Below are 25,503 nucleotides of genomic sequence, written 5' to 3'. Positions count from 1 at the left end.
CTACCCCATGATCGGCGCGGCGCTACCGGCGTTTGTCCTGCACAGCAGGGCCTATCGGGAAAGCAGCGCGCTGGTCGACTTCTTCACCCCTGAAGGTCGCCTGCGCGCTGTGCTGCGCGGTGCCCGGGGCAAGGCCGGCACCCTGGCGCGGCCTTTCCTGCCCCTGGAAGTCGAGTTTCGTGGCCGTGGTGAGCTGAAGAATGTCGGCCGCCTCGACAGCGCCGGCATTCCCAATCTGCTCGCGGGCGAAGCTCTGTTCAGCGGCCTCTACCTCAACGAACTGCTGGTCCGCCTGCTTCCTGCGGAAGACCCGCAGGCCGCACTCTTCGAGCATTACGCCGTAACCCTCCAGGCCCTGGCCGCCAACCGCCCGCTGGAACCTTTGCTGCGCGCGTTCGAATGGCGTCTGCTGGACGAGCTGGGCTATGGTTTCGCCCTGGATACGGACCTGGCCGGGCAGCCCATTGCTCCGGACGGCATCTATCGGCTCGTGCCCGATGCCGGGCTGGAGCCGGTGGGGCAGTTGCAGCCCGGCCTGTTCCAGGGCCGCGAACTTCTCGCCCTGGCCGAAGCCGACTGGAGCGCCCCCGGCGCCCTCGGCGCGGCCAAACGCCTGATGCGCCAGGCCCTGGCACCTCACCTGGGCGGCCGGCCGCTGGTCAGCCGCGAGCTATTCATGACGATCAAGGAACCTCACCGTGACTGAAGCCAACCGCGTACTTCTTGGCGTGAACATCGACCACGTCGCCACCCTCCGCCAGGCCCGTGGCACCCGTTACCCGGACCCGGTCAAGGCGGCCCTGGACGCCGAAGAGGCGGGTGCCGATGGCATCACCGTGCACCTGCGCGAAGACCGCCGCCATATCCAGGAGCGCGACGTGCGCGTGCTCAAGGAGGTCCTGCAGACCCGCATGAATTTCGAGATGGGCGTGACCGAGGAGATGATGGCCTTCGCGGAGGAAATCCGCCCTGAGCACGTTTGCCTGGTGCCGGAAACCCGTCAGGAACTGACCACCGAGGGCGGCCTCGACGTCGCCGGCCAGGAAGCCCGTATCAAGGCCGCTGTGGAGCGCCTTGCCAAGGTAGGCAGCGAGGTTTCGCTGTTCATCGACGCCGATCCGCTGCAGATCGAAGCGTCCCACCGTGTTGGCGCCCCGGCCATCGAACTGCACACCGGTCGCTACGCCGATGCCCGCACCCCGGAAGAGGCCGCCCGTGAACTGCAGCGCATCCAGGAGGGCGTCGCCCTGGGTCTGAAACTGGGCCTGATCGTCAACGCCGGCCACGGCTTGCACTACCACAACGTCGAGCCGGTCGCGGCGATCCCGGGCATCAATGAGCTGAACATCGGCCATGCGCTGGTGGCCCATGCACTGTTCGTCGGCTTCAAGCAGGCGGTGGTGGAGATGAAACAGCTGATCGTTTCGGCAGCTGCACCGCGCTAAGCAATATCGAAGGGCTGCGCAGCGGCCCCGTAGGTTGGCGCCGAGGAACGAGGCCCAACGATGTGTGGGGTGAGTCCGCTGCGTTGGGTTACGCAGTCTCTACCCAACCTACGAAAAGCGGTGCGTGCCCCCTATAAGCTGCGATCGTCAGGGCTTGCGCGCGATCAGCACGGCCCGCGCCGGCGCCGGCAGGCCTTCGATGGTGCGGCTGTGGTCCGCCGGATCGAGGAACTCCGGCAGGGACTGGAAGCGCATCCACTCGGTGCTGCGCTGTTCTTCGACGCTGGTGTAGCTGACATCCACGCAGCGCACATCCACATAACCTGCCCGGCGCAGCCAGAGCTCCAGGGCCGGCACCGAGGGCAGGAACCAGACGTTGCGCATCTGCGCGTAGCGATCCTCGGGGACCAGTACCTGCTGGGCGTCGCCTTCAACCACCAGCGTTTCCAGCACCAGTTCGCCGTTCCGGCGCAGGCAGTCCTTGAGGTCGAAGAGATGGTCGATGGGCGAGCGACGGTGATAAAGCACGCCCATGGAGAACACGGTGTCGAAGCCTTCCAGTTTCGGCGGCAGTTCTTCCAGGGCCAGAGGCAGGTGCCAGGCGGGGAGGTCTGGCAGGAAGCGCTTCATGGCCAGGAACTGGCAGAAGAACAGCCAGTTCGGGTCCACGCCCACCACGCTGTCGGCGCCAGCGCCAAGCATGCGCCACTGGTAGTAACCGTTACCGCAACCCACATCCAGCACCCGCTTGCCGGTCAGGTCCAGGTGTGGCGAGACCCGTTCCCATTTCCAGTCCGAGCGCCATTCCGTGTTGATGTGCACGCCGAACAGTTCGAAGGGACCCTTGCGCCAGGGGATCAGCCCTTGAAGGGCTGTTTTCAGCTGTGCGCGGGTAGCGTCGTCGCAGGGGCCCTCCAGCAGAAATCGCCGGGCCAGCTCGACCTGCTGCGGCTGCAGTGGAGGCAGGGCGTTGACCGCAGCGCCCCAGCGTTCCAGGTCGCCGTGGCCCACCGCCAGCTTGGCATCCAGTTGGCCGGGCAGGTCGGCGGCCCAGTCCTGCAGGGGGGTGCCCGCCAGCTTTTGCTGCAGGGCGTCGAGGTCCAGCGTACGAATCATGGCAGGGCGATCAGCGAAGCGAAGTTGAGGCATTGGAACCAGGGCACCACCTTGGAGAAGCCGGCCGCCAAGAGGCGCGCGCGGTGTTCTTCGAGGCTGTCGGGGTGCATGACATTTTCCAGGGCGCTGCGCTTCTGGGCGATTTCCAGCTCGCTGTAGCCGTTGGCGCGTTTGAAGGCGATATGCAGGTCAGTGAGCAACTGGTGCTCGTCAGCGTCCTCGAAACGCAGTTTCTCCGATAACACCAGTGCGCCGCCCGGCAGCAGCGCCTGGCGAATGCGGCCGAGGAGCTCGGTGCGGTGCTCGCGGGGCACGAACTGCAGGGTGAAGTTCATCGCAACAAAGGAGCAAGGCTGGAAGTCCAGGGTGAGGATGTCCGCTTCAAGGACATCCACCGGCAACAGCTCCTGGAACATGGCGTCCTGGGCATGCAGGTACTCTCGGCAGCGCTCCACCATGGCGCTGGAGTTATCCACAGCGACGACCTTGCAGCCGTCGGCCTTCACATGGCGGCGCAGGGCCTGGGTCACGGCGCCAAGGGAACTGCCGAGGTCATAGAGCGGGGTGCCGGCCTGGGCGAATTGCGCGGCCAGTACGCCGATGTTCTCGACGATGGTGGGATAGCCCGGCACCGAGCGCTTGATCATGTCCGGAAACACCCGGACCACGTCCTCATTGAAGGCGAAGTCGGCGACTTGAGCCTGTGGGGTGGCGTAGATGCGATCGGGTTTTTCGGTCACGGGCCGGTACCAGCAAGGGAAAAGGCCGGCATTCTAGCGGACTGCGCGACGCGGCCAAACCACCCTCACTTCAACTGATCGGAAAAGAACTCTCCTGCGCCCTGCAACGGCCCCAGCGGGTTGCGTTTGACTTCGAAGCGGCGAATGTTCGGCTCGCCGTTGCTCACCTTGTGCACCACGACGTCGTCCACCAGGACGAACACCGCGCGGAACGTCCAGCCTTGCAGTTCACGATTCTTGCGGAAGTTGAAGACGTCGGCCCAGAAGCTGCCCACCCGCTGGGTATCCGTCTTGGTGAACTCGAAGGCATAGCCGATGCAGCGGTCCTTGGCTTCCAGGCACTTCATCAGGCCGTCTGGCAGGTAGTCGATGGGGACGTTGGGCTGCACGAACATCAGACGTATGTCGATGAACGACAGCATCTTGCCGTTGCCCTGGATCAGCGGGTCGAAGCCCAGGGAAAACAGTTCCGGGCGTGTGGTCTTGCCCGGCATTGCCTGGGAGTAGCGGATTTCCGCATCGGTGTAGTCGCGAAAGGGCGACAGCACCTCGGCGCGCTCACTGGGCAGAAGACTGCCACAGCCTGCGAGAAGAACTGTACAGCACAGCAAGCTCCATATTCGCGTTAGGCTGCTCATCGTCCGCTCCTGATTTGAGTGTCCGCCTAATTGCTATAGCCGATTTCCTGAGGGGGCGCCGGTGGGATTGTAGAGGAAGAAATGGCATTCGAATGTGCCATCGCCGAGGCAGCGATGCCCCCCTGGCCGAGCCAGTAACTGAGGATGATGAGGTAACTCGCACCGGTGAAAGGGGATACGAAACGGTTGATGCCGATCAGGCTATCGGACAACACGAAGAGGGCGGCGCCACCTGCCGCCAGCAGTGCCGACTGGCGGTCGAGACCCATGCCCAGACGGGCGAGGGCGCGCCAGAGCATGGTGCTGATGGCCAGCGCGTAACAGCCTACCGGCAGCAGCAGGGAGCCCAGCCCTCCGCTCGCCAGCAGCGCGAAGATGGCGGCCCCGCATCCGGCCGCCACCCACAGCGCCAGGGGCGCCAGGCGGCGGGTGTGCAGCAGATAGGCGCGCAGGTAGGCCAGGTGGGCAAGGAGAAACGCGCCTAGGCCGAAGACGAAGAGATCGGCGGGCCATGCCAGGAGCATGTCACCCAGCAGGGACAGCAGCAGGCCGATGACGATCCAGCGCCGGTATGGCCCCGACGGCGCGGCGCGCAGCCAGAGGAGCAGGGCCAGCATGGGAACCGGCTTGCTCCAGAAGCATAGCCAGTCCAGTTCCAGCGTCAGGCCGGTGACGAAGGCCAGTACGCCGGCCAGTCCGAATATCAGGGTTCCCATGGGCGCTCCCGCGAGTTGGTCTGGGCGGGACTATGAAAGGGCGCCAGCGGGCCCGCCAGGCGGCGGACGTCAGCGGCACTGTCAAATGGCGCTACTGGACGCTGATCTGGCAGTCGAAGCTTTTGGCCGGTGGCACGTCGGTTTCCCAAGGGCGCTGGTAATCCAGGCGCAGGCGACCTTCGCCGGGCTGGCTGGCCTTGAAGCGCCAGGTGGATTGGCCGGCGCTGCCCACCAGACCGACGTCCTCGGGGACGGAATAGACCTCCGGGCCGAGGAGCTGCAGCACGGTGCCGGCCGCATCGCGCATTACCCAGCGGAAGCCGGTGGTGGGGTTGCTGGGCAGGGTCAGCACCAGGGGTTGGCCCTGGCTGAGGGAAATAGGGCAATCGCTGCGCTGGTTCTGGACCACCATGGGGCCGGTCTTCTGCTGGGCGCAGGCGGCGAGCAGGGCGAGGCCCAGGGGCAACAGTAGGCGAGGGGAGGGAACGAGTGACATCGGCGGCTCCGTCGGGCAAGGGCGGGCCCAGCATAACGGCTGGCTCCGCCCTTGCGTAGCTCCGGCGCGACGGGTCGCGTGGTCCGCCCTGTGAAAGGTGTTCAGTCGAACAGGATCTTGGCCACGTCGCTGAAGCGGCGGGCAAAGTGCACTGTCACGCCTTCCTTGAGGTAGTCCGGCAGTTCCTCGAAGGCGCCGCGGTTAGCCTCAGGCAGGATCAGCTCGAGGATTTTCTGCCGGCGCGCGGCAATGACCTTCTCGCGAACCCCGCCGATGGGCAGCACGTGGCCGGTAAGCGTCAGCTCGCCGGTCATGGCCACGCCCCTCTTCGGGGCCTGGTTGCGGGCCAGTGAGAGCAGGGCGCTGGCCATGGTGATACCTGCGCTGGGGCCGTCCTTGGGGGTGGCGCCTTCTGGTACGTGGAGGTGGACAAAGGCCTGGTCGAAGAAGGTCGGATCGCCGCCGTACTGCTTCAGGTGCGAGCTGACGTAGCTGTAGGCGATCTCGGCCGACTCCTTCATCACGTCGCCCAATTGGCCGGTGAGCTTGAACCCACGGTTCAAGGTGTGGATGCGGGTCGCTTCGATCGGCAGCGTAGCGCCGCCCAGGCTGGTCCAGGCGAGGCCGGTGATGACACCGACACCCGCCAGCAACTGTTCCTTGCGGAACGGCGCCAGGCCCAGGTAGTGCTCGAGGTCCTTTTGGCCGACCTTGATCTTCGCGTCGGGCTCGTCCAGCAACTGCACCACGGACTTGCGGATGATCTTGCCCAGCTGCTTCTCCAGCTGGCGCACTCCAGCCTCGCGGGCATAGCCGTCAATCACCGCCGTCAGCGCGCCATCGGTGATGGACAGGCGCTCCTTCGGAACACCGGCGCGTTCCAGCAGGCGTGGCCAGAGGTGGCGCTTGGCAATCGCGTGCTTCTCTTCGGTGATGTAGCCGGAGAGGCGGATGGTTTCCATGCGGTCCAGCAGCGGGCCGGGTATGGAATCCAGCGTATTGGCGGTGCACACGAAGAGCACTTTCGACAGGTCCAGGCGCAGGTCCAGGTAGTGATCGAGGAATTCGACGTTCTGCTCCGGGTCGAGGGTCTCCAGCAGCGCCGAGGCCGGGTCGCCCTGGTAGCTGGCGCCGAGCTTGTCGATTTCGTCGAGCATGATGACCGGGTTCATCACCTCCACTTCCTTCAGCGCCTGCACCAGCTTGCCGGGGAGTGCGCCGATGTAGGTGCGGCGGTGGCCCTTGATCTCCGCTTCGTCGCGCATGCCGCCGACGCTGAAACGGTAGAAGGGGCGGCCCAGGGATTCGGCAATGGACTTGCCGATGCTGGTCTTGCCTACGCCGGGCGGGCCTACCAGCAGCACGATGGAACCGGAAATTTCGCCCTTGAAGGCGCCCACCGCGAGGAACTCGAGGATGCGGTTCTTCACGTCATCGAGGCCGGCGTGGTGCTTGTCCAGCACCTTGCGGGCGTGCTTGAGGTCGAGGCGGTCCGCGCCGTACACGCCCCAAGGCACGGAGGTGGCCCAGTCCAGGTAATTGCGGGTGACGGCGTACTCGGGGGAGCCGGTTTCCAGGATCGACAGCTTGTTCAGCTCTTCGTCGATGCGTTTCTTCGCCTGCTCCGGCAACACCTTGCCTTCCAGGCGTTGGGTGAACTGTTCACTGTCGGCGCTGCGGTCGTCCTTGGTGATGCCCAACTCCTGTTGGATCAGCTTGAGCTGCTCCTTGAGGAAAAATTCGCGCTGGTGCTGGCCGATCTTGCGGTTCACCTCGGCCGAGAGCTCGCTCTGCAGCCGCGCCATTTCCACTTCCTTGCGCAGCAGGGGCAGCACCTTCTCCATGCGCTTGAGCACGGGAACCGTGTCCAGCACCTCCTGCAATTCATGGGCAGGCGCAGTGGTCAGGGCGGCGGCAAAGTCGGTCAGCGGCGAAGGATCGTTGGGGCTGAATCGGTTGAGGTAGTTCTTCAGCTCTTCGCTGTACAGCGGATTGAGCGGCAGCAGCTCCTTGATCGCGTTGATCAGCGCCATGCCGTAGGCCTTGACCTCATCCCGTGGGTCCAGAGGGCTCTGTGGATAATCCACTTCCACCAGATAGGGCGGGCGGTGGCGCTTGAGCCAGCCGCGAATCCGCACCCGCGACAGGCCCTGGGCAACGAACTGCAGCCGGCCACCGTCGCGGCTGGCGTGGTGCACCCGCACCAGGGTGCCGTGCTCCGGCAGCGTGCTGGGGTCGAAGTGGCGCGGGTCTTCCGGCGGGTTCTCCATGAAGAACAGCGCCACGCAGTGGTGCTCGGTCTTGGCCACCAGCTCCAGGGTTTCCGCCCAGGGCTGCTCGTTGACGATCACCGGCAATACCTGGGCCGGGAAGAAGGGGCGGTTGTGGATGGGGATGATGTAGACCTTGTCCGGCAGGGTCTGGCCGGGTAACACCAGGCCTGTCCGCTGGCTGGAAGTAGCTTCTTCGACGATGTCGGCGTTGATGTCCTGATCGCTCATGGGGGCACCTGGCTATTGGCTCACTAAGCCTAGATGGGGAGGGGCGATGGGCATTTCAACCGTATCGGGCCGTGGCTGCCTGCCGGGAGGCGCTGGGCAATCCCGGGCACCCCCGGTAGAATGCGCAAATTTTGATCAAGTCGCCCCATGCTCGAAGCTCGCCTCCTGCGCCTGGATGATCAGGCCCGTCACCATTCCCACGACCACCATCAATTGGTGATGTCCCTCGCCGGCCGCGCCGAGTTCGAGGTGGAGGGCCGTGGGGGCGAGGTCTGCCGCATGCGTGCCTGTCTGGTGCCGGGGGATGCCGGGCATCAGTTCGCCGGCCTGGGCGACAACCGCATGCTGATCCTCGACCTGGACGAGCGGGGCACGTCGCCGGAGGACCTGGAACTGCTGGGTCCCCTGTTCGAGACTCCGCGTTACCCCGAACTTGATGCCGACTTTCACAACCTGCTGAATTACGCCGGAGCCGAACTGGCGCGCTACGGCAGCGACCCGATGCTGGCGCGCTCCCTGGGCGGCATCCTGCTGCGTGCCCTTTACTTGCGGCTGTTCGGCGAGGCTCGGCGGCGGCCGGTGGGCAGCCTGGATATCGAGCGCCTGGACGGCTACATCCTGAACAACCTGTCCCGGCGCATCAGTGTGGCGGAACTGGCCCAGGTGGCCTGCCTCAGCCCGAGTCACTTCCACGCCCAGTTCAAGGACTGCGTGGGGCTGACGCCCCATCAGTACTTGCTCAAGACCCGCCTCGATCAGGCAGCCCGTCTGGTTCGCGAGAGCGACCAGCCCCTGGTGCGCATCGCCGAGGAATGCGGTTTTTCCAGCCAGAGTGCCCTGACCACGGCCATGCGCCGTTACCTGGGCCTGACCCCCGGGCGCCTGCGCGGCGCCGATTAACACCGTCTTTCACGCATCCGATTGTCGCCGGTCGTCCCGTTTTGCCTTGGGTTTTGCTTGTGGGTGCAACCTCGCCATCGACAGTTGTGACGGGTTGTACCTGAAAGGAGCAACCACGAGTCCGCTTGTTGATCGCGCGTTGGCGCTGAATCACACCGTGACTGGCTGGTGGCAGGTTGCACCTTTTGGCGGAAAGTTCCCTGAATCAGAGCTTTTGGAAAAGAAACCAGAGAATCCGACAAGAAAGGCCGAGTGCCAACTCTCTAAATTTCGCACCCGCCCTGCGACCGGTAGGCGCACCCGGTGCCTCGATCGTGCCGCAGGTTGTACTGAACGATTCCAGTGACTGCCCTGGGGCGGTTGCAGGCCCTGTCTCCGGCATGGCCGAGGCATACCAGGAATTCCATTGATTCGTATGGCGGGCCGGGCCTTCCGAGGCTGTGGTCATCGCATTGGCAGGGCAGGACGCCCTGCAGCCAATGCTCGACCGGGATTGCGTCGGCCCCATGGCTGACTCGGTCGGGAATTGAACCGGCAGGCGCCACAAGTGCTTGCCATACAGCAACCACGGGAGCGGACAACCCGCCGCACCCGAATAAAAACAAACGAGCAGGGGAGACCCCCATGAGTATGAACAACCCGATGCTGATCACTTTCGTGATCTATATCGCGGCGATGGTGCTGATCGGCTTTGCCGCCTATCGCTCCACCAACAACCTTTCCGACTACATCCTGGGTGGCCGCAGCCTCGGTAGCTTCGTTACCGCGCTGTCCGCCGGCGCCTCCGACATGAGCGGCTGGCTGCTGATGGGCCTGCCGGGTGCCGTCTATCTCTCCGGTCTCTCCGAAAGCTGGATCGCCATTGGCCTGATCATTGGCGCCTACCTCAACTGGCTGCTGGTTGCCGGCCGTCTGCGCGTGCAGACCGAGCACAACGGCAACGCCCTGACCCTGCCGGACTACTTCACCAACCGCTTCGAAGACAACAGCCGCATCCTGCGCATCTTCTCCGCTGTGGTGATCCTGGTGTTCTTCACCATCTACTGCGCCTCCGGCGTCGTGGCCGGTGCCCGCCTGTTCGAGAGCACCTTCGGCATCTCGTACGAAACCGCCCTGTGGGCCGGCGCTGCCGCGACCATCTGCTACACCTTCGTCGGTGGCTTCCTCGCGGTCAGCTGGACTGACACCGTCCAGGCCAGCCTGATGATCTTCGCCCTGATCCTCACCCCGGTCATCGTGATGATCGCCACCGGCGGCATGGACACCACCTTCGTCGCCATCGAGATGAAGGACGCTGCCCACTTCGACATGCTCAAGGGTGCCAGCTTCGTCGGCGTGATTTCCCTGCTCGCCTGGGGCCTGGGCTACTTCGGCCAGCCGCACATCCTGGCGCGTTTCATGGCCGCCGACTCCGTCAAATCCATCCCGAACGCCCGCCGCATCTCCATGACCTGGATGGTCCTCTGCCTCGGCGGCGCCGTAGCCGTGGGCTTCTTCGGCATCGCCTACTTCTCCGCTCATCCGGACCTGGCTGGCGCCGTGACCGAGAACCACGAGCGCGTGTTCATCGAGCTGGCCAAGATCCTGTTCAACCCCTGGGTTGCCGGCGTGTTGCTGTCCGCCATCCTGGCGGCCGTGATGTCCACCCTGAGCTGCCAACTGCTGGTCTGCTCCAGCGCCCTCACCGAAGACTTCTACAAGGCCTTCTTCCGCAAGAACGCCAGCCAGGCCGAACTGGTCTGGGTCGGCCGCGCCATGGTGCTGCTGGTGGCGGTGGTCTCCATCGTCATTGCCGCTGATCCGGAGAGCAAGGTGCTGGGTCTGGTGTCCTACGCCTGGGCCGGTTTCGGTGCCGCCTTCGGCCCGGTGGTGATCCTGTCCCTGATCTGGAAAGGCATGACCCGTAACGGCGCCCTGGCCGGCATGATCCTCGGTGCGGTGAGCGTGGTCGTGTGGAAGAACTTCTTCGGCTGGACCGGCCTGTACGAAATCATTCCGGGCTTCATCCTCTGCACCCTCGGCATCCTGATCTTCAGCCGCATCGGCAATGGCCCGTCCGCTGCCATGATCAAGCGCTTCGACGAAGCCGAGCAGGAATACCAGGACGCCCACGTCTGACTCTGTGCGACGCGCGGCCGGTCGTCCGCGCGCCGTCCTCCGGGCTAGCCCGGGCTCTCACCAACGACCCGATAGTGCTTCACCGGCCCATGTCCACGGACATGGGCCGGTTTTTTTTGCCCAGGTGATTGCGGGCGATTCCATTGGCCGGTTCCGGCCGGTTTTGGCTGGGCACGATTCAGGTGGCTTCGACCATAGTCCGAGTTTGGTAAGACGATGGTCGAATGGCCCCACTAAAGTGCGGGGGATACAAAAGGCTCCATACAAAAACAACTACCCACCGAGGTAAGACCCCCATGAGTTCTGCTTCTCTGTATCCGGTCCGCCCTGAAGTGGCCGCCCAGTCCCTCACCGACGAAGCGACCTACAAAGCCATGTACCAGCAGTCCGTCATCAACCCCGACGGATTCTGGCGCGAACAGGCCAAGCGCCTGGACTGGATCAAGCCCTTCACCAAGGTGAAGCAGACCTCTTTCGACGATCACCACGTCGACATCAAGTGGTTCTCCGATGGCTCCCTCAACGTTTCCGCCAACTGCCTGGACCGTCACCTCGCCGAGCGCGGCGACCAGCCGGCCATCATCTGGGAAGGCGACGATCCTTCCGAGCATCAGGTCATCACCTACCGCGACCTCCACGAGCGCGTCTGCAAATTCGCCAACGCACTGCGTGGCCAGGACGTGCACCGCGGTGACGTGGTGACCATCTACATGCCGATGATCCCGGAAGCCGTGGTGGCCATGCTGGCCTGTACCCGTATCGGCGCCATCCACTCCGTGGTCTTCGGTGGCTTCTCCCCCGAGGCCCTGGCCGGTCGCATCATCGATTGCCGTTCCAAGGTGGTGATCACTGCTGACGAAGGCCTGCGCGGCGGCAAGAAGGTCCCGCTGAAGGCCAACGTCGACGATGCCCTGACCAACCCTGAAACCAGCAGCGTGCAGAAGATCGTGGTGGTCAAGCGCACGGGCGCCGACATCAAGTGGAACCAGCACCGCGACGTCTGGTACGAGGACCTGATGAAGGTTGCGTCCAGCCACTGCATCCCGAAGGAGATGGGCGCCGAGGACCCGCTGTTCATCCTCTACACCTCCGGCTCCACCGGCAAACCCAAGGGTGTGTTGCACACCACTGGCGGCTACCTGGTGTACGCCTCCCTGACGCATGAGCGCGTGTTCGACTACCGTCCGGGCGAAGTCTTCTGGTGCACCGCCGACATCGGCTGGGTCACCGGTCACACCTACCTGGTCTACGGCCCGCTGGCCAATGGCGCCACCACCCTGATGTTCGAGGGCGTGCCGAACTACCCGGACGTCACCCGTGTCGCCAAGATCGTCGACAAGCACAAGGTCAACATCCTCTACACCGCCCCCACCGCCATCCGCGCCATGATGGCCGAGGGCAAGGCGGCGGTTGAAGGCGCCGACGGCTCCAGCCTGCGTCTGCTGGGTTCGGTGGGCGAGCCGATCAACCCGGAAGCCTGGCACTGGTACTACGAGAACGTCGGCCAGAGCCGCTGCCCGATCGTCGACACCTGGTGGCAGACCGAAACCGGCGCCTGCCTGATGACTCCGCTGCCCGGCGCCCACCCGCTGAAACCGGGGTCCGCCGCACGTCCCTTCTTCGGCGTGCAGCCGGCGCTTGTGGATAACCTCGGCAACATCATTGAAGGCCCGGCTGAAGGCAACCTGGTGATAGTCGATTCCTGGCCGGGTCAGGCCCGTACCCTGTACGGCGACCACGACCGCTTCGTCGACACCTACTTCAAGACCTTCAAGGGCATGTACTTCACCGGCGATGGCGCCCGTCGCGATGAAGACGGCTACTACTGGATCACCGGCCGCGTGGACGACGTGCTGAACGTCTCCGGCCACCGCATGGGGACTGCCGAGATCGAGAGCGCCATGGTTGCCCACCCGAAAGTGGCCGAGGCCGCGGTGGTCGGCATGCCGCACGACATCAAGGGGCAGGGCATCTATGTCTACGTGACCCTGAACGCAGGCGAGGAAGCCTCCGAGCAACTGCGTCAGGAACTCAGGGCCTGGGTGCGCAAGGAGATCGGTCCGATCGCCACCCCCGATGTAATCCAGTGGGCTCCGGGCCTCCCGAAGACCCGCTCGGGCAAGATCATGCGCCGTATCCTGCGCAAGATCGCCGTCTCCGAGTACGATTCCCTCGGCGACATCTCCACCCTGGCTGATCCCGGAGTGGTGCAGCACCTCATCGATACTCATCGCACCATGCAGGCAGCCTGATCCGCCCCTGCGCAAAACCCCGCCCCGGCCACAAGCCGGGGCGGGGTTTTGCATTTATGGGGTGCCGTTGTCAGCGTCGATGCCGCGTACGCGAAGTCTGGTGATCGTCGTGTTCGGAATTACCCTGGAAAGAAAAGCGTGAACTCGCTGCTGCAAATGCCGATTGGATATCGGATTTTCAGCAAGGGAGGGGCATTGTGGTAACAGTGTTCGTTACGCCTGACGCCAACCTGGTTCCATCGGGAACGGCCGAGGCTGATTCAGAGCATTTTTCCGGCTGTGCTCAGCAAGTCAAAATGCTGTGATGCCCGAAGTATCAGGGTTCTTGATTTTGTGGCCTGATAATTGCCTTTAATCTAGGTTTTGAAACCTGCTTTCCCGGCACTTTTCCCTGTGCCTGTCAATCCTCTTTCTCCCCCGCTCCGGCGCTTCTGTAATTTGTTGTCGCATTGAAGAAATATCGACTTAAGGGCTGTGGCTAGAATGCCGCACACCCAGTCGGAGCCTTTTGCTTAGGGCCTTCAGCCAGCAAAGACGACGACTCTTTCTACAATTCGTGGACCGTCTGGGCGAAATCTCACGCTGCCAACAGAAGCCATCCCCCTTTGAAGGAGTCATAACATGAAAAAGATTGCACTTCTCGGCGCCATGGCGCTGTCCCTGTTGTCGCCGCTGGCCGCCATGGCGGACGACGCCAAGCCTCTGCGCATTGGTATCGAAGCAGCCTACCCGCCCTTTGCCTACAAGACTCCGGAAGGCAAGATCACCGGCTTCGACTACGACATCGGTAATGCCCTGTGCGACGAGATGAAGGTCAAGTGCCAGTGGATCGAGCAGGAATTCGACGGCCTGATCCCGGCTCTGAAAGTGCGCAAGTTCGACGCCGTGCTGTCGTCCATGACCATCACCGAAGAGCGCCTGAAGTCGGTCGACTTCACCAACAAGTACTACCACACCCCCGCGCGTCTCGCGATGAAGGAAGGCACTGTCATCAACGACCCGCTGACCGACCTCAAGGGCAAGAAAGTTGGCGTGCAGCGCGCCTCCATCTATGACCGCTACGCCACCGACGTTTTCGCTCCGGCGGGTGTTGAAGTGGTGCGCTACAGCTCCCAGAACGAGATTTTCCTGGACATGACCGCCGGCCGTCTCGACGCCACCCTGGCGGATGTGGTCAACATCGACGACGGCTTCCTCAAGACCGACGCCGGCAAGGGCTTTGCCCTGGTGGGTCCGGACTTCAACGAGAAGAAGTACTTCGGCGAAGGTGCCGGCATCGCGGTGCGCAAGGGTGACAAGGCCCTGGCCGAGAAGATCAACAATGCCATTGCCGCCATCCGTGCCAACGGCAAGTACAAGGATGTGCAGGACAAGTACTTCAAGTTCGACGTCTACGGCGAGTAATCGCATTTCCCTGAAAGTGGCACAAACTTCACATAGCGGTTTGTGCCACTTTTTCGTTGTGGCGGTGCCGCCCGGACTATTCCGGCGCGCTGCATGAGGATCTGATCATGCTCAACGGCTACGGCTCGACCATTCTCGATGGTGCCTGGCTCACCCTGCTGCTGGCCCTGTCTTCCATCTCCATGGCGATAGTGCTTGGCCTGATCGGCGCGGCCTTCCGCCTTTCGCCGATCAAGTGGCTGGCCCTGATGGGTGAAACCTACGCCACGGTGATCCGCGGCATTCCCGATCTGGTGCTGATTCTCCTGATCTTCTACGGCGGCCAGCAGCTGGTGAACGTCGTGGCGCCCATGGTCGGCTACGAGGACTACATCGATCTGGACCCCTTCTGGTCCGGTGTCTTCACCCTGGGCTTCATCTTCGGTGCCTACCTCTCGGAAACCTTCCGGGGCGCCTTCATGGCGATCCCGAAAGGGCAGGGTGAGGCCGGCCTGGCCTACGGCATGAGCGGGCCCAAGGTGTTCTTCCGCATCCTGGTGCCGCAAATGATTCGCCTGGCGATTCCGGGCTTCACCAACAACTGGCTGGTCATGACCAAGGCTACCGCGCTGATTTCGGTGGTCGGTCTGCAGGACATGATGTTCAAGGCCAAGAGCGCAGCGGATGCGACCCGTGAACCCTTCACCTTCTACCTCGCGGTTGCCGCGCTGTACCTGGTGCTGACCAGCGTTTCCCTGCTGGCCCTGCGCTACATGGAGCGTCGCTACTCCGCTGGCATCAAGGCGGCTGAACTATGATCTTCGACTACAACGTGATCTGGGAGAGCCTGCCGCTCTACTTCGGCGGCGTGCTGGTGACCCTCAAGCTCCTGGCCATCTCCCTGGCACTCGGCCTTGCGGCTGCCGTGCCGCTGGCGCTGATGCGGGTATCCAAGCAGCCCTGGGTGAACTTCCCGGCCTGGCTCTACACCTATGTGATCCGCGGCACCCCGATGCTGGTGCAGCTGTTCCTCATCTATTACGGCCTGGCCCAGTTCGAGTCCGTGCGCGAGAGCGCGTTCTGGCCCTACCTGTCCAACGCGACCTTCTGCGCTTGCCTGGCCTTTGCCGTCAACACCAGCGCCTACACTGCGGAAATCCTCGCCGGCAGCATCAAGGCCACGCCCCACGGCGAGATCGAGGCGGCCAAGGCCATGGGCATGTCCCGCGCCAAGCTGTACCGCCGGATCCTGCTGCCGTCGGCATTGCGTCGTGCGCTGCCGCAGTACAGCAACGAAGTCATCATGATGCTGCACACCACCAGCCTGGCGTCCATCGTCACCCTGATCGACATCACCGGCGCGGCACGCACCGTGAACTCGCAGTTCTACCTGCCGTTCGAGGCCTTCATCACCGCCGGCCTGTTCTACCTGAGCCTGACCTTCATCCTGGTGCGCCTGTTCAAGGCCGCCGAGCGTCGTTACCTGGCCTACCTGGCCCCGCGCAAGGCCTGATGTCATGCAACGTATCGACCATGAACTGCCCTGGAGTTGCCTGGGGACCCGCCGCCAACTGACGGTCTTCCGTTTCGGCAGCGGCGCGCGCAAGGCCTATATCCAGGCCTCGCTGCACGCTGATGAGCTGCCGGGGATGCGGGTGGCGGTGGAGCTCAAGCGCCGCCTGCGCGAGTTGGAAGGGCAGGGCCGTCTGACCGGTGTGATCGAACTGGTGCCGGTGGCCAACCCTGTTGGTCTCGGCCAGCTCATTCAGGCCACCCAACAGGGGCGCTTCGAGCTGGGCAGCGGCAAGAACTTCAATCGCGACTTCGCCGACCTGGCCCGCCTGGTGGGTGATCGCCTGGACGGTCGCTTGGAGGCCGATGCCACCGCCAATGTGGCGCTGATTCGCCAAGCCATGATCGAGGCACTCGCTGCACTGCCGCCGGCCGGTTCCGAGCTGGCCGGCCTGCAGCGCCTGTTGCTGCAGCATGCCTGCGACGCCGACCTGGTGCTGGACCTGCATTGCGACTTCGAAGCCGCGGTGCATCTGTACTGCATGCCGCAACACTGGAGCGAACTGCGTCCGCTGGCGGCGCGCCTGGAGGCGGGCGCCGTGCTGACCGCCGAAGACTCCGGCGGCAGTTCCTTCGACGAATCCTGTTCGCTGCCCTGGCTGCGCCTGGCCCAGCGTTTCCCCGGTGCGGCGATTCCGCTGGCCTGCATGGCGACCACCGTCGAGCTGGGCAGCATGGCGGATACCGACAAGCCGCTGGCCGAGGCGCGTACCGAAGCCATCCTGGCCTTCCTCGCCGACCAGGGGCTGATTACCGGTCAGTGGCCGGTCGCGCCGCAAGCCTGTTGTGAGGCCACCCCCTTCGAGGGCGCCGAATATCTCTACGCGCCCCACGCCGGTGTGGTGAGTTTCCTGCAGCCCGCCGGGGCGAACGTGAAGGCGGGCGACCCGCTGTTCGAAGTGATCGATCCGCTGGAAGACCGTCACGCCGTGGTGTGCGCTTCGGTAGACGGAGTGTTGTTCGCGCGCGAGCGGATGCGTTTCGCGCAACCTGGACTGTGGTTGGCCAAGGTGGCCGGCCGTGAACCCATTCGTCAGGGACGCCTGCTGAGCGACTGAGCCAAACGAGACCGAGACCATGTACAAACTGGAAGTCCAAGATCTGCACAAGCGCTATGGCAGCCACGAAGTGCTCAAGGGCGTGTCCCTGGCGGCCAAGGCTGGCGACGTCATCAGCATCATCGGCTCGAGCGGCTCGGGCAAAAGTACCTTCCTGCGCTGCATCAACATGCTGGAGCAGCCCCACGGCGGCAAGATCCTCCTCAATGGCGAGGAACTGAAGCTGGTGGCCAACAAGGACGGCGGCCTCAAAGCGGCCGATCCCAAGCAGCTGCAGCGCATGCGCTCGCGTCTGGCCATGGTGTTCCAACACTTCAACCTGTGGTCGCACATGAGCGCCCTGGAGAACGTGATCGAAGCGCCGGTGCATGTCCTCGGCGTGCCGAAGAAGGAAGCCATCGAAAAGGCCGAGCATTACCTGGCCAAGGTGGGCGTGGCCCATCGCAAGGACGCCTATCCGGCGCACATGTCCGGCGGCGAGCAGCAGCGCGTGGCCATCGCCCGTGCCCTGGCCATGGAACCGGAGGTGATGCTGTTCGACGAACCCACTTCCGCCCTGGACCCGGAGCTGGTGGGTGAAGTGCTCAAAGTAATGAAGGATCTGGCGGTGGAAGGCCGTACCATGGTGGTGGTCACCCACGAAATGGGCTTCGCCCGCGAGGTGTCCAACCAGTTGGTGTTCCTGCACAAAGGCCTGGTGGAAGAGCGTGGTTGCCCGAAAGACGTGCTGGCCAATCCGCAGTCCGACCGCCTCAAGCAGTTCCTCTCTGGCAGCCTGAAGTGATGTCCAGCGCGGCGGCCCCAGGGCCGCCGCGCTGCTTCGAAGCCAGTCTTCACCTCTTTCCTTTCCTTTTGCCGGGGTCTGCTAAGCTGCCTGCCATGACTGCCCATCGAATCGCTTTTCTCCTCTGGCCTGGTACCAAGGCGCTGACCCTGGCGCTTGCCGAGGAAGCCCTGCGCGTAGCCCAGCGACTCCATCCGGAAGTGGTTTACGAGATGTCTTTCCTGCATGCCGAACCGGCTGCGGAGGGCGGCTGGCGCCTGCCGGGCGAGGGCTGGACCGGCAAGCTGGACGGCTTGCAGCGCCTGTTCCTGGTGGCCGACGAGCCGCCCGCGCAGATGTCCCCGGCGCTGTCGGCGGCCATCAAGCAGCTGGTGCGTGCCGGCTGCGTGGTCGGCGGCCTTTCCGCCGGTGTGTATCCGCTGGCGCAGCTCGGCTTGCTGGACGGCTACCGCACGGCGGTGCACTGGCGCTGGCAGGACGACTTCGCCGAACGCTTCCCCAAGGTGATCGCCACCAGCCACCTGTTCGACTGGGACCGTGATCGCCTCACTGCGTGTGGCGGGCTGGCGGTGCTGGACCTGCTGCTGGCGGTGCTGGCGCGCGACCATGGCGCTGAACTGGCCGGTGCGGTATCCGAAGAATTGGTGGTGGAGCGCATCCGCGAAGGCGGCGAACGTCAGCGCATCCCGCTGCAGAATCGCCTCGGCTCCAGCCATCCGAAGCTGACCCAGGCCGTGCTGCTGATGGAAGCCAATATCGAAGAGCCGCTGACCACCGACGAGATCGCGCAGCATGTCTGTGTGTCCCGTCGCCAGCTGGAGCGCATCTTCAAGCAGTACCTCAATCGCGTACCCAGCCAGTACTACCTGGAACTGCGTCTGAACAAGGCGCGGCAGATGCTGATGCAGACCAGCAAGTCCATCATCCAGATCGGCCTGTCCTGCGGCTTCTCCTCCGGCCCGCACTTCTCCAGCGCCTACCGCAACTTCTTCGGCGTCACTCCCCGCGAAGACCGCAACCAGCGCCGCGGCACCAGCCCCTTCGAGGCTTCGCAGCCGGCTCCCGTGGCCGAGCGGACCTGATCCCTCTCGCTTACCCCTCTTCATTCTCTTGTAGGGGCGAATTCATTCGCCAAGGGCAGCAACGCTGCCCCCTGCGGTCCGGTAGGGCAGGCCTGCGGCCTGCTTGGCGAATGAATTCGCCCCCACAGATTTTCCGTCCCCTCCTTGATTGATACTCACCAGTCACCCCGTGGAGAAAATTTCCCGGTCGGTGCGTAGCAGTGGCGATCAGCGTTTAAACTGCGCCTTCCCGACGCTTTCTGTCGCATTTCCGTAAGCGCCGGTTTTCGCGGGGTTGGCGCTGTAAGAAGTTGTCGCATGGCGGCAATGCCAACCCCGATTCAGTCCCTACAATCCTTTCATCACTAGCCGTTCATGGCAGGAGAAACTGATGTCCGTTGAGCATGCGCAGGTCGAGCGCGCCGATTTCGACAAGGTGATGGTTCCCAACTATGCCCCCGCCGCTTTCATCCCGGTGCGTGGCCAGGGTTCCCGGGTCTGGGACCAGTCCGGTCGCGAGCTGATCGATTTTGCCGGCGGCATTGCGGTCAACTCCCTGGGTCATGCACACCCGGCGCTGGTCAATGCGCTGACCGAGCAGGCCAACAAGATCTGGCACGTTTCCAACGTCTTCACTAACGAGCCGGCCCTGCGCCTGGCCAAGAAGCTGGTGGCTGCCACCTTCGCCGAGCGCGTGTTCCTCGCCAACTCCGGTGCCGAGGCCAACGAAGCGGCATTCAAGCTGGCCCGTCGTTATGCCCATGACGTCTATGGTCCGCAGAAGCACGAGATCATCTCGGCTACCAACAGCTTCCATGGTCGCACCCTGTTCACCGTGACCGTCGGCGGCCAGCCGAAGTACTCCGACGGCTTCGGTCCAAAGATGGAAGGCATCACCCACGTGCCCTTCAACGACCTGGAAGCCCTGAAGGCGGCCATCTCCGACAAGACCTGTGCCGTGGTTCTCGAGCCCGTGCAAGGTGAGGGCGGCGTGCTGCCGGCCCAGAAGGCTTACCTGGAAGGCGCGCGCAAGCTGTGCGACGAGCACAACGCGCTGCTGATCTTCGACGAAGTACAGAGCGGCATGGGCCGTAGCGGCCACCTGTTCGCCTACCAGCATTACGGCGTGACCCCCGACATCCTCTCCAGCGCCAAGAGCCTGGGGGGTGGTTTCCCCATCGGCGCCATGCTGACCACCAGCGAGATCGCCAAGCATCTCTCCGTGGGCACCCACGGCACGACCTACGGCGGCAACCCCCTGGCCTGCGCCGTGGCTGAAGCCGTGCTGGACGTGATCAACACGCCGGACGTGCTGAACGGCATCAACACCAAGCACGACCGCTTCAAGACCCGCCTCGAAGCCATCGGCGCCAAGTACGGCATCTTCACCGAAGTTCGTGGCCTGGGCCTGCTGATCGGTGCCGTCCTGACCGATGCCTGGAAGGGCAAGGCCAAAGATGTGCTGAACGCCGCCGAGAAGGAAGCCGTCATGGTGCTGCAGGCCAGCCCGGACGTGGTTCGCTTCGCCCCCAGCCTGGTGATCCCGGATGCGGACATCGACGAGGGCCTGGACCGCTTCGAGCGCGCCATCGCCAAGCTGACCCAGGCTTAACGCGACTGCTGTACGCAGCGCAGGGACGCGCTGCGCGTACAACCCAGGGACGGAACAGATTCATGCGTGAGCGTGGGCCATAGGGGCCCTGCTTTCTCCGGACGGTTCGAGTTGACCGTCTGGAGCCTTTAACAAGAAAAGGAGTGACCCCCAATGCTGGTGATGCGCCCCGCGCAAATGGCCGACCTCGCTGAAGTCCAGCGTCTGGCTGCGGATAGCCCCGTGGGTGTCACTTCGTTGCCGGATGACGCCGAGGTCCTGGGTGAGAAGATCGCCGCCTCCGAGGCATCGTTCTCCGCCGAAGTCAGTTTCAACGGTGAGGAAAGCTACTTCTTCGTCCTCGAAGACAGCCAGACCGGCCGCCTCGCCGGCTGCTCGGCGATCGTCGCTTCCGCCGGCTTCTCCGAACCCTTCTACAGCTTCCGCAACGAAACCTTCGTGCATGCCTCGCGGGAACTGAAGATCCACAACAAGATCCACGTCCTGTCGCTCTGCCACGACCTGACCGGCAACAGCCTGCTCACCAGCTTTTACGTCGAGCGCGACCTGGTGAACACCCCGATCTCCGAGCTGAACTCCCGTGGCCGCCTGCTGTTCATGGCCAGCCACCCGGAGCGTTTCGCCGATGCGGTGGTGGTGGAGATCGTGGGCTACAGCGACGAGCAGGGCGAGTCCCCGTTCTGGGACGCTGTGGGTCGCAACTTCTTCGACCTCAACTACACCGAGGCCGAGCGCCTGTCCGGCCTGAAGAGCCGCACCTTCCTCGCCGAGCTGATGCCGCACTACCCGATCTACGTGCCGCTGCTGCCGGACGAGGCCCAGGAATCCATGGGGCAGGTGCACCCACGGGCGCAGATCACCTTCGACATCCTGATGCGCGAAGGCTTCGAAACCGACAACTACATCGACATCTTCGATGGCGGCCCGACCCTCCACGCCCGGACTTCGAGCATCCGCTCCATTGCCCAGAGCCGCATGGTGCCGGTGAAAGTGGGCGAGCAGGGCAAGGGCGGTCGGCAGTACCTGGTGTGCAACGGCCAACTGCAGGATTTCCGTGCCATCGTCGCCGAACTCGACTGGGTGCCCGGCAAGCCCGTGGTACTGAGTGAAGAAGCCGCCGAAGCCCTGGGTGTCGGCGAAGGCGCCAGCGTCCGCCTGGTCGCGGTTTAAAACACAAGCCACAAGCTGCAGGCTTCAAGCGGCAAGTTCCAGCGGCAAAGGTGGCGGCCTCTCCAGCGAGGCGCGCCGACTGCCGCACGCAACTGATCCGGAGGATCCATGATCGTTCGTCCCGTACGCAGCGCCGATTTATCGGCCCTGATCGACCTGGCACGCAGCACCGGAGCAGGTCTGACCACGCTGCCGGCCAACGAGGCGCGTCTGTCGCATCGAGTGGGCTGGGCGGAGAAGGCATTCCGTGGCGAGGCCGAGCGCGCCGACGCGGACTACCTGTTCGTCCTTGAGGATGACGATGGCTCCGTCGTCGGCATTTCTGCCGTAGCCGGCGCCGTGGGTCTGCGTGAGCCCTGGTACAACTACCGGGTCGGCCTGACCGTCAGCGCCTCCCAGGAGCTGCACATCCACCGCCAGATCCCCACGCTGTTCCTGGCGAACGACCTGACTGGCAACTCCGAGCTCTGCTCGCTGTTCCTCCATTCCGGCCATCGCAGCGGCCTGAACGGCCGGCTGCTGTCCAAGGCGCGTTTCCTGTTCATCGCCGAGTTCCCCGAACTCTTCGGTGACAAGGTGATCGCCGAAATGCGCGGCATGTCCGACAAGGACGGCGTATCCCCCTTCTGGGAAAGCCTCGGCCGGCATTTCTTCAAGATGGAATTCTCCCGTGCGGACTACCTCACCGGCGTCGGCAACAAGGCGTTCATCGCCGAACTGATGCCCAAGTTCCCGCTGTACACCTGCTTCCTGTCGGAGGCCGCCCGCAACACCATCGGGCGCGTCCACCCCGATACCGAGCCGGCGCTGGCCATGCTCAAGGGTGAAGGCTTCAGCTACCAGGGTTATGTCGACATTTTCGACGCCGGCCCGGCCATCGAATGCGAGACGTCGAAGATCCGCGCCGTGCGCGACAGCCAGACCCTGGTTTTGGCGGTCGGCACCCCGGGTGACGACGCTACGCCGTTCCTGATCCACAACCGCAAGCGCGAAGACTGCCGCATCACCGCCGCGCCGGCCCGCCTGGCGGCTGGCACCCTGGTGGTGGACGCGCTGACGGCCAAACGCCTGAAACTCTCCGCCGGCGCCTCCGTGCGCGCCGTGCCGCTGTCGGCCAAGGAGTCCGTATAAATGAGCACCCATTTCATCGCCGGTAACTGGCAGGCAGGGCAGGGCGAAGCCTTCGATTCGCTGAACCCGGTGACCCAGGCGGTCGTCTGGTCCGGCCGGGGCGCCAACGCCGCCCAGGTGGACGAAGCCGTCAAGGCCGCCCGCGCCGCCTTCCCGGCCTGGGCCCGCCGCCCGCTGGAAGAGCGCATCGGCATCCTCGAACAGTTCGCCGCGACCTTGCGCAGCCATGCCGACGAACTGGCTCGCTGCATTGGCGAGGAAACCGGCAAGCCGCTGTGGGAGTCGGCCACCGAAGTGACCAGCATGGTCAACAAGGTCGCGATCTCCATTCAGAGCTACCGCGAGCGTACCGGCGAGAAGAGCGGCCCCCTGGCCGACGCCACGGCGGTCCTGCGCCACAAGCCCCACGGCGTGGTGGCGGTATTCGGTCCCTACAACTTCCCTGGCCACCTGCCCAACGGCCACATCGTGCCGGCGCTGCTGGCCGGTAATGCGGTGATCTTCAAACCCAGCGAACTGACCCCCAAGGTCGCCGAGCTGACGGTGAAGTGCTGGGTCGAGGCAGGCCTGCCGGCCGGTGTGCTCAATCTGGTGCAGGGTGCCCGTGAGACTGGCGTTGCCCTGGCCGGCAACCCGGGTATCGATGGCCTGTTCTTCACTGGTTCCAGCCGCACCGGCAACCTGCTGCACCAGCAGTTCGCCGGCCGTCCGGACAAGATTCTCGCCCTGGAAATGGGCGGTAATAACCCGCTGGTGGTGGATCAGGTCAAGGACGTGGATGCCGCTGTCTACACCATCATCCAGTCGGCCTTCATTTCCGCCGGCCAGCGCTGCACCTGTGCGCGCCGTCTACTGGTGCCTGAAGGCGCCTGGGGCGATGCCCTGCTGGCGCGCCTGGTGACCGTGGCCGGCAGCATCAAGGTTGGCGCCTTCGATGCCCAGCCCGCGCCCTTCATGGGCTCGGTCGTCTCGCTCGCCGCCGCGCAGCACCTGATGCAGGCCCAGGAGCAATTGCTGGCCAAGGGCGCCAAGGCCCTGTTGGTCATGACCCAGCCCCAGGCCAACGCTGCGCTGCTGACCCCCGGTATCCTCGATGTGACCGCCGTGACCGGCCGCCCGGACGAAGAGTTCTTCGGCCCGCTGCTGCAGGTGATCCGCTACGCCGACTTCGACGCCGCCATCGCGGAAGCAAACGCCACCCAGTACGGCCTGGCTGCCGGCCTGCTGTCGGATTCCGCCGAGCGCTACCAGCAGTTCCTCATCGAGAGCCGTGCCGGCATCGTCAACTGGAACAAGCAACTGACCGGCGCCGCCAGCAGCGCGCCCTTCGGTGGTGTCGGCGCCTCCGGCAACCACCGCGCCAGCGCCTACTACGCCGCCGACTACTGCGCCTACCCGGTGGCCTCGCTGGAAAGCGAAACCCTTGCCTTGCCTGCAACCCTTACCCCAGGAGTCAGCCTGTGAAAGCCTATGAAGTGAACTTCGACGGACTGGTCGGCCCGACCCATAACTACGGTGGCCTGTCCTACGGTAACGTCGCCTCGCAGAGCAACAGCCAGGCGGTCTCCAACCCGAAGGAGGCCGCGCTTCAGGGCCTGGGCAAGATGAAGGCGCTGATGGAAATGGGCTTCAAGCAGGGGGTGTTCGCCCCGCAGGAACGCCAGGACGTCGCCGCCCTGCGCAGCCTGGGTTTCTCCGGCACCGATGCCCAAGTGATCGCCCAGGCCGCCAAGGAAGCCATGCCGCTGCTGGCCGCCTGCAGCTCCGCATCCAGCATGTGGACCGCCAACTCCTGCACCGTCAGCCCCAGTGCCGACACTGCGGACGGGCGCGTGCACTTCACGGCCGCCAACCTGAACTGCAAGTTCCACCGCTCGATCGAACACCCGACCACCAGCCGCGTGCTGGGCGCGATGTTCGCCAACGACAAGTTCTTCGCCCACCACGCCGCGCTGCCGGCGGTAGGCCAGTTCGGTGATGAAGGCGCGGCCAACCACACCCGTTTCTGCAAGGGTTACGGCGATGCCGGCGTGGAATTCTTCGTGTTCGGCCGCAGTGCGTTCGACAGCCGTTTCCCGTCGCCCCAGCGCTACCCGGCCCGTCAGACCCTTGAAGCCTGCCAGGCGGTGGCCCGTCTGCATGGCCTGGGGGACGATGGCGTGGTCTACGCTCAGCAGAACCCGGCGGTGATCGATCAGGGTGTGTTCCACAACGACGTGATTTCGGTGGGTAACGGCGAGGTGCTGTTCTACCACGAGGATGCGTTCCTCGAGACCGACAAGGTGCTGGCCGAGCTGGACAGCAAGCTGGGCAAGCGCGGCGGCCGCTTCAGCGCGGTTCGTGTGCCGCGCAGTGCGGTGGCCGTAGAGGACGCGGTGCGTTCCTACCTGTTCAACAGCCAACTGCTCAGCCGCGACGACGGCAGCATGCTGTTGATCGTGCCGGAAGAGTGCCGTGCCAACGCCAATGTCTGGAACTACCTGAACGAGCTGACCGCTGGTCAGGGGCCGATCCGCGAAGTGAAGGTCTTCGACCTCAAGCAGAGCATGCAGAACGGCGGTGGGCCGGCCTGCCTGCGCCTGCGTGTGGCACTGAAGGAAGACGAGCTGGCGGCGGTGAATCCGGGCGTGATCCTCACTCCGGAACTCCACGCCACCCTGTCCGCCTGGGTCGAGAAGCACTACCGCGACCGCCTGAGCGAAGCCGACCTGGCCGACCCGCAATTGCTGGTGGAGTGCCGGACGGCATTGGATGAACTGACGCAGATCCTTAAACTGGGCGCTGTTTATCCCTTCCAGCTCAACTGAGAG

At 64.3% G+C, this 25,503-nt stretch carries 22 protein-coding genes; 16 read left to right on the top strand and 6 right to left on the bottom strand.

The annotated features are described in order from the left end of the window. The first annotated feature begins 7 nt into the window (after positions 1-7). Together recO and pdxJ are read left to right on the top strand one after the other, a co-directional pair. Entirely contained in the window at positions 8-706 is a 699-nt protein-coding gene (gene recO, locus TQ98_RS19800; RefSeq protein WP_044870595.1) for a DNA repair protein RecO, read from the top strand. Next, the gene (pdxJ, locus tag TQ98_RS19795; RefSeq protein ID WP_044870594.1) at positions 699-1,445 is read left to right on the top strand and encodes a pyridoxine 5'-phosphate synthase; all 747 of its coding nucleotides are present in this window, start codon (positions 699-701) and stop codon (positions 1,443-1,445) included. The genes recO and pdxJ overlap by 8 nt, the downstream gene beginning before the upstream one ends. 147 nt (positions 1,446-1,592) lie before the next feature. Here the strand turns inward: pdxJ and cmoB are convergent, their stop codons facing one another. The 6 genes from cmoB to lon form a co-directional block, all read right to left on the bottom strand. After that, positions 1,593-2,561 (bottom strand): tRNA 5-methoxyuridine(34)/uridine 5-oxyacetic acid(34) synthase CmoB, encoded by a 969-nt coding sequence (gene cmoB, locus TQ98_RS19790; protein WP_044870593.1) that lies wholly within the window; start codon positions 2,559-2,561, stop codon positions 1,593-1,595. Beyond that, the gene (cmoA, locus tag TQ98_RS19785; protein ID WP_044870592.1) at positions 2,558-3,301 is read right to left on the bottom strand and encodes a carboxy-S-adenosyl-L-methionine synthase CmoA; all 744 of its coding nucleotides are present in this window, start codon (positions 3,299-3,301) and stop codon (positions 2,558-2,560) included. The genes cmoB and cmoA overlap by 4 nt, the downstream gene beginning before the upstream one ends. Positions 3,302-3,366: 65 nt before the next feature. After that, positions 3,367-3,939, bottom strand: a complete 573-nt coding sequence (locus TQ98_RS19780; protein WP_044870591.1) for a hypothetical protein — start codon at positions 3,937-3,939, stop codon at positions 3,367-3,369. A gap of 26 nt (positions 3,940-3,965) precedes the next feature. Next, positions 3,966-4,655: a lysoplasmalogenase gene (locus tag TQ98_RS19775; protein ID WP_044870590.1), complete on the bottom strand. Its 690-nt coding sequence runs from the start codon at positions 4,653-4,655 to the stop codon at positions 3,966-3,968. A 91-nt stretch (positions 4,656-4,746) separates the two neighbouring features. Next, positions 4,747-5,151, bottom strand: coding sequence for a protease inhibitor I42 family protein (locus tag TQ98_RS19770; RefSeq protein ID WP_044870589.1), 405 nt, complete (start codon positions 5,149-5,151; stop codon positions 4,747-4,749). A 101-nt stretch (positions 5,152-5,252) separates the two neighbouring features. Next, positions 5,253-7,652: an endopeptidase La gene (gene lon, locus TQ98_RS19765; RefSeq protein WP_044870588.1), complete on the bottom strand. Its 2,400-nt coding sequence runs from the start codon at positions 7,650-7,652 to the stop codon at positions 5,253-5,255. Positions 7,653-7,799: 147 nt separating this feature from the next. Here lon and TQ98_RS19760 point away from each other — a divergent pair, with 147 nt between their 5' ends. The 14 genes from TQ98_RS19760 to astB all read left to right on the top strand — a co-directional run bounded on the left by TQ98_RS19760 (position 7,800) and on the right by astB (position 25,500). Next, the gene (locus TQ98_RS19760; RefSeq protein ID WP_044870587.1) at positions 7,800-8,552 is read left to right on the top strand and encodes an AraC family transcriptional regulator; all 753 of its coding nucleotides are present in this window, start codon (positions 7,800-7,802) and stop codon (positions 8,550-8,552) included. Between the two features lie 624 nt (positions 8,553-9,176). Continuing rightward, a complete protein-coding gene (gene putP / locus TQ98_RS19755; protein WP_044870586.1) occupies positions 9,177-10,670 on the top strand; it encodes a sodium/proline symporter PutP in 1,494 nt (497 codons plus the stop codon). Between the two features lie 296 nt (positions 10,671-10,966). Then, positions 10,967-12,922, top strand: coding sequence for an acetate--CoA ligase (gene acs, locus TQ98_RS19750; RefSeq protein WP_044870585.1), 1,956 nt, complete (start codon positions 10,967-10,969; stop codon positions 12,920-12,922). A 621-nt stretch (positions 12,923-13,543) separates the two neighbouring features. Continuing rightward, entirely contained in the window at positions 13,544-14,326 is a 783-nt protein-coding gene (locus TQ98_RS19745; protein WP_044870584.1) for an ABC transporter substrate-binding protein, read from the top strand. Between the two features lie 107 nt (positions 14,327-14,433). After that, entirely contained in the window at positions 14,434-15,123 is a 690-nt protein-coding gene (locus tag TQ98_RS19740; RefSeq protein WP_044870583.1) for an ABC transporter permease, read from the top strand. Beyond that, entirely contained in the window at positions 15,120-15,818 is a 699-nt protein-coding gene (locus TQ98_RS19735) for an ABC transporter permease (protein ID WP_044870582.1), read from the top strand. Before TQ98_RS19740 ends, TQ98_RS19735 begins: the two co-directional genes overlap by 4 nt. Before the next feature lie 4 nt (positions 15,819-15,822). Beyond that, positions 15,823-16,935 carry a succinylglutamate desuccinylase/aspartoacylase family protein gene (locus TQ98_RS19730; protein WP_044870581.1) on the top strand — a complete coding sequence of 371 codons (1,113 nt, stop codon included), beginning with the start codon at positions 15,823-15,825 and terminating at the stop codon, positions 16,933-16,935. 19 nt (positions 16,936-16,954) lie between these two features. Continuing rightward, entirely contained in the window at positions 16,955-17,719 is a 765-nt protein-coding gene (aotP, locus tag TQ98_RS19725; RefSeq protein ID WP_044870580.1) for an arginine/ornithine transport ATP-binding protein AotP, read from the top strand. 95 nt (positions 17,720-17,814) lie between these two features. After that, a complete protein-coding gene (gene argR, locus TQ98_RS19720; RefSeq protein WP_044870579.1) occupies positions 17,815-18,801 on the top strand; it encodes a transcriptional regulator ArgR in 987 nt (328 codons plus the stop codon). Between the two features lie 370 nt (positions 18,802-19,171). Continuing rightward, positions 19,172-20,392, top strand: a complete 1,221-nt coding sequence (locus tag TQ98_RS19715) for an aspartate aminotransferase family protein (RefSeq protein ID WP_044870578.1) — start codon at positions 19,172-19,174, stop codon at positions 20,390-20,392. A 153-nt stretch (positions 20,393-20,545) separates the two neighbouring features. Further along, positions 20,546-21,562, top strand: a complete 1,017-nt coding sequence (gene aruF / locus TQ98_RS19710) for an arginine/ornithine succinyltransferase subunit alpha (protein ID WP_044870577.1) — start codon at positions 20,546-20,548, stop codon at positions 21,560-21,562. 108 nt (positions 21,563-21,670) lie between these two features. Continuing rightward, positions 21,671-22,693 (top strand): arginine N-succinyltransferase, encoded by a 1,023-nt coding sequence (astA, locus tag TQ98_RS19705; protein WP_044870576.1) that lies wholly within the window; start codon positions 21,671-21,673, stop codon positions 22,691-22,693. Beyond that, entirely contained in the window at positions 22,694-24,157 is a 1,464-nt protein-coding gene (gene astD, locus TQ98_RS19700) for a succinylglutamate-semialdehyde dehydrogenase (RefSeq protein ID WP_044870575.1), read from the top strand. After that, entirely contained in the window at positions 24,154-25,500 is a 1,347-nt protein-coding gene (gene astB, locus TQ98_RS19695; RefSeq protein WP_044870574.1) for an N-succinylarginine dihydrolase, read from the top strand. Before astD ends, astB begins: the two co-directional genes overlap by 4 nt. Positions 25,501-25,503 lie beyond the last annotated feature (3 nt).

Source organism: Pseudomonas sp. LFM046 (assembly GCF_000949385.2).
Classification (GTDB): domain Bacteria; phylum Pseudomonadota; class Gammaproteobacteria; order Pseudomonadales; family Pseudomonadaceae; genus Metapseudomonas.
Note: the sequence above shows the minus strand (reverse complement) of the source record. Positions and strands in the feature narration are given on the sequence as shown.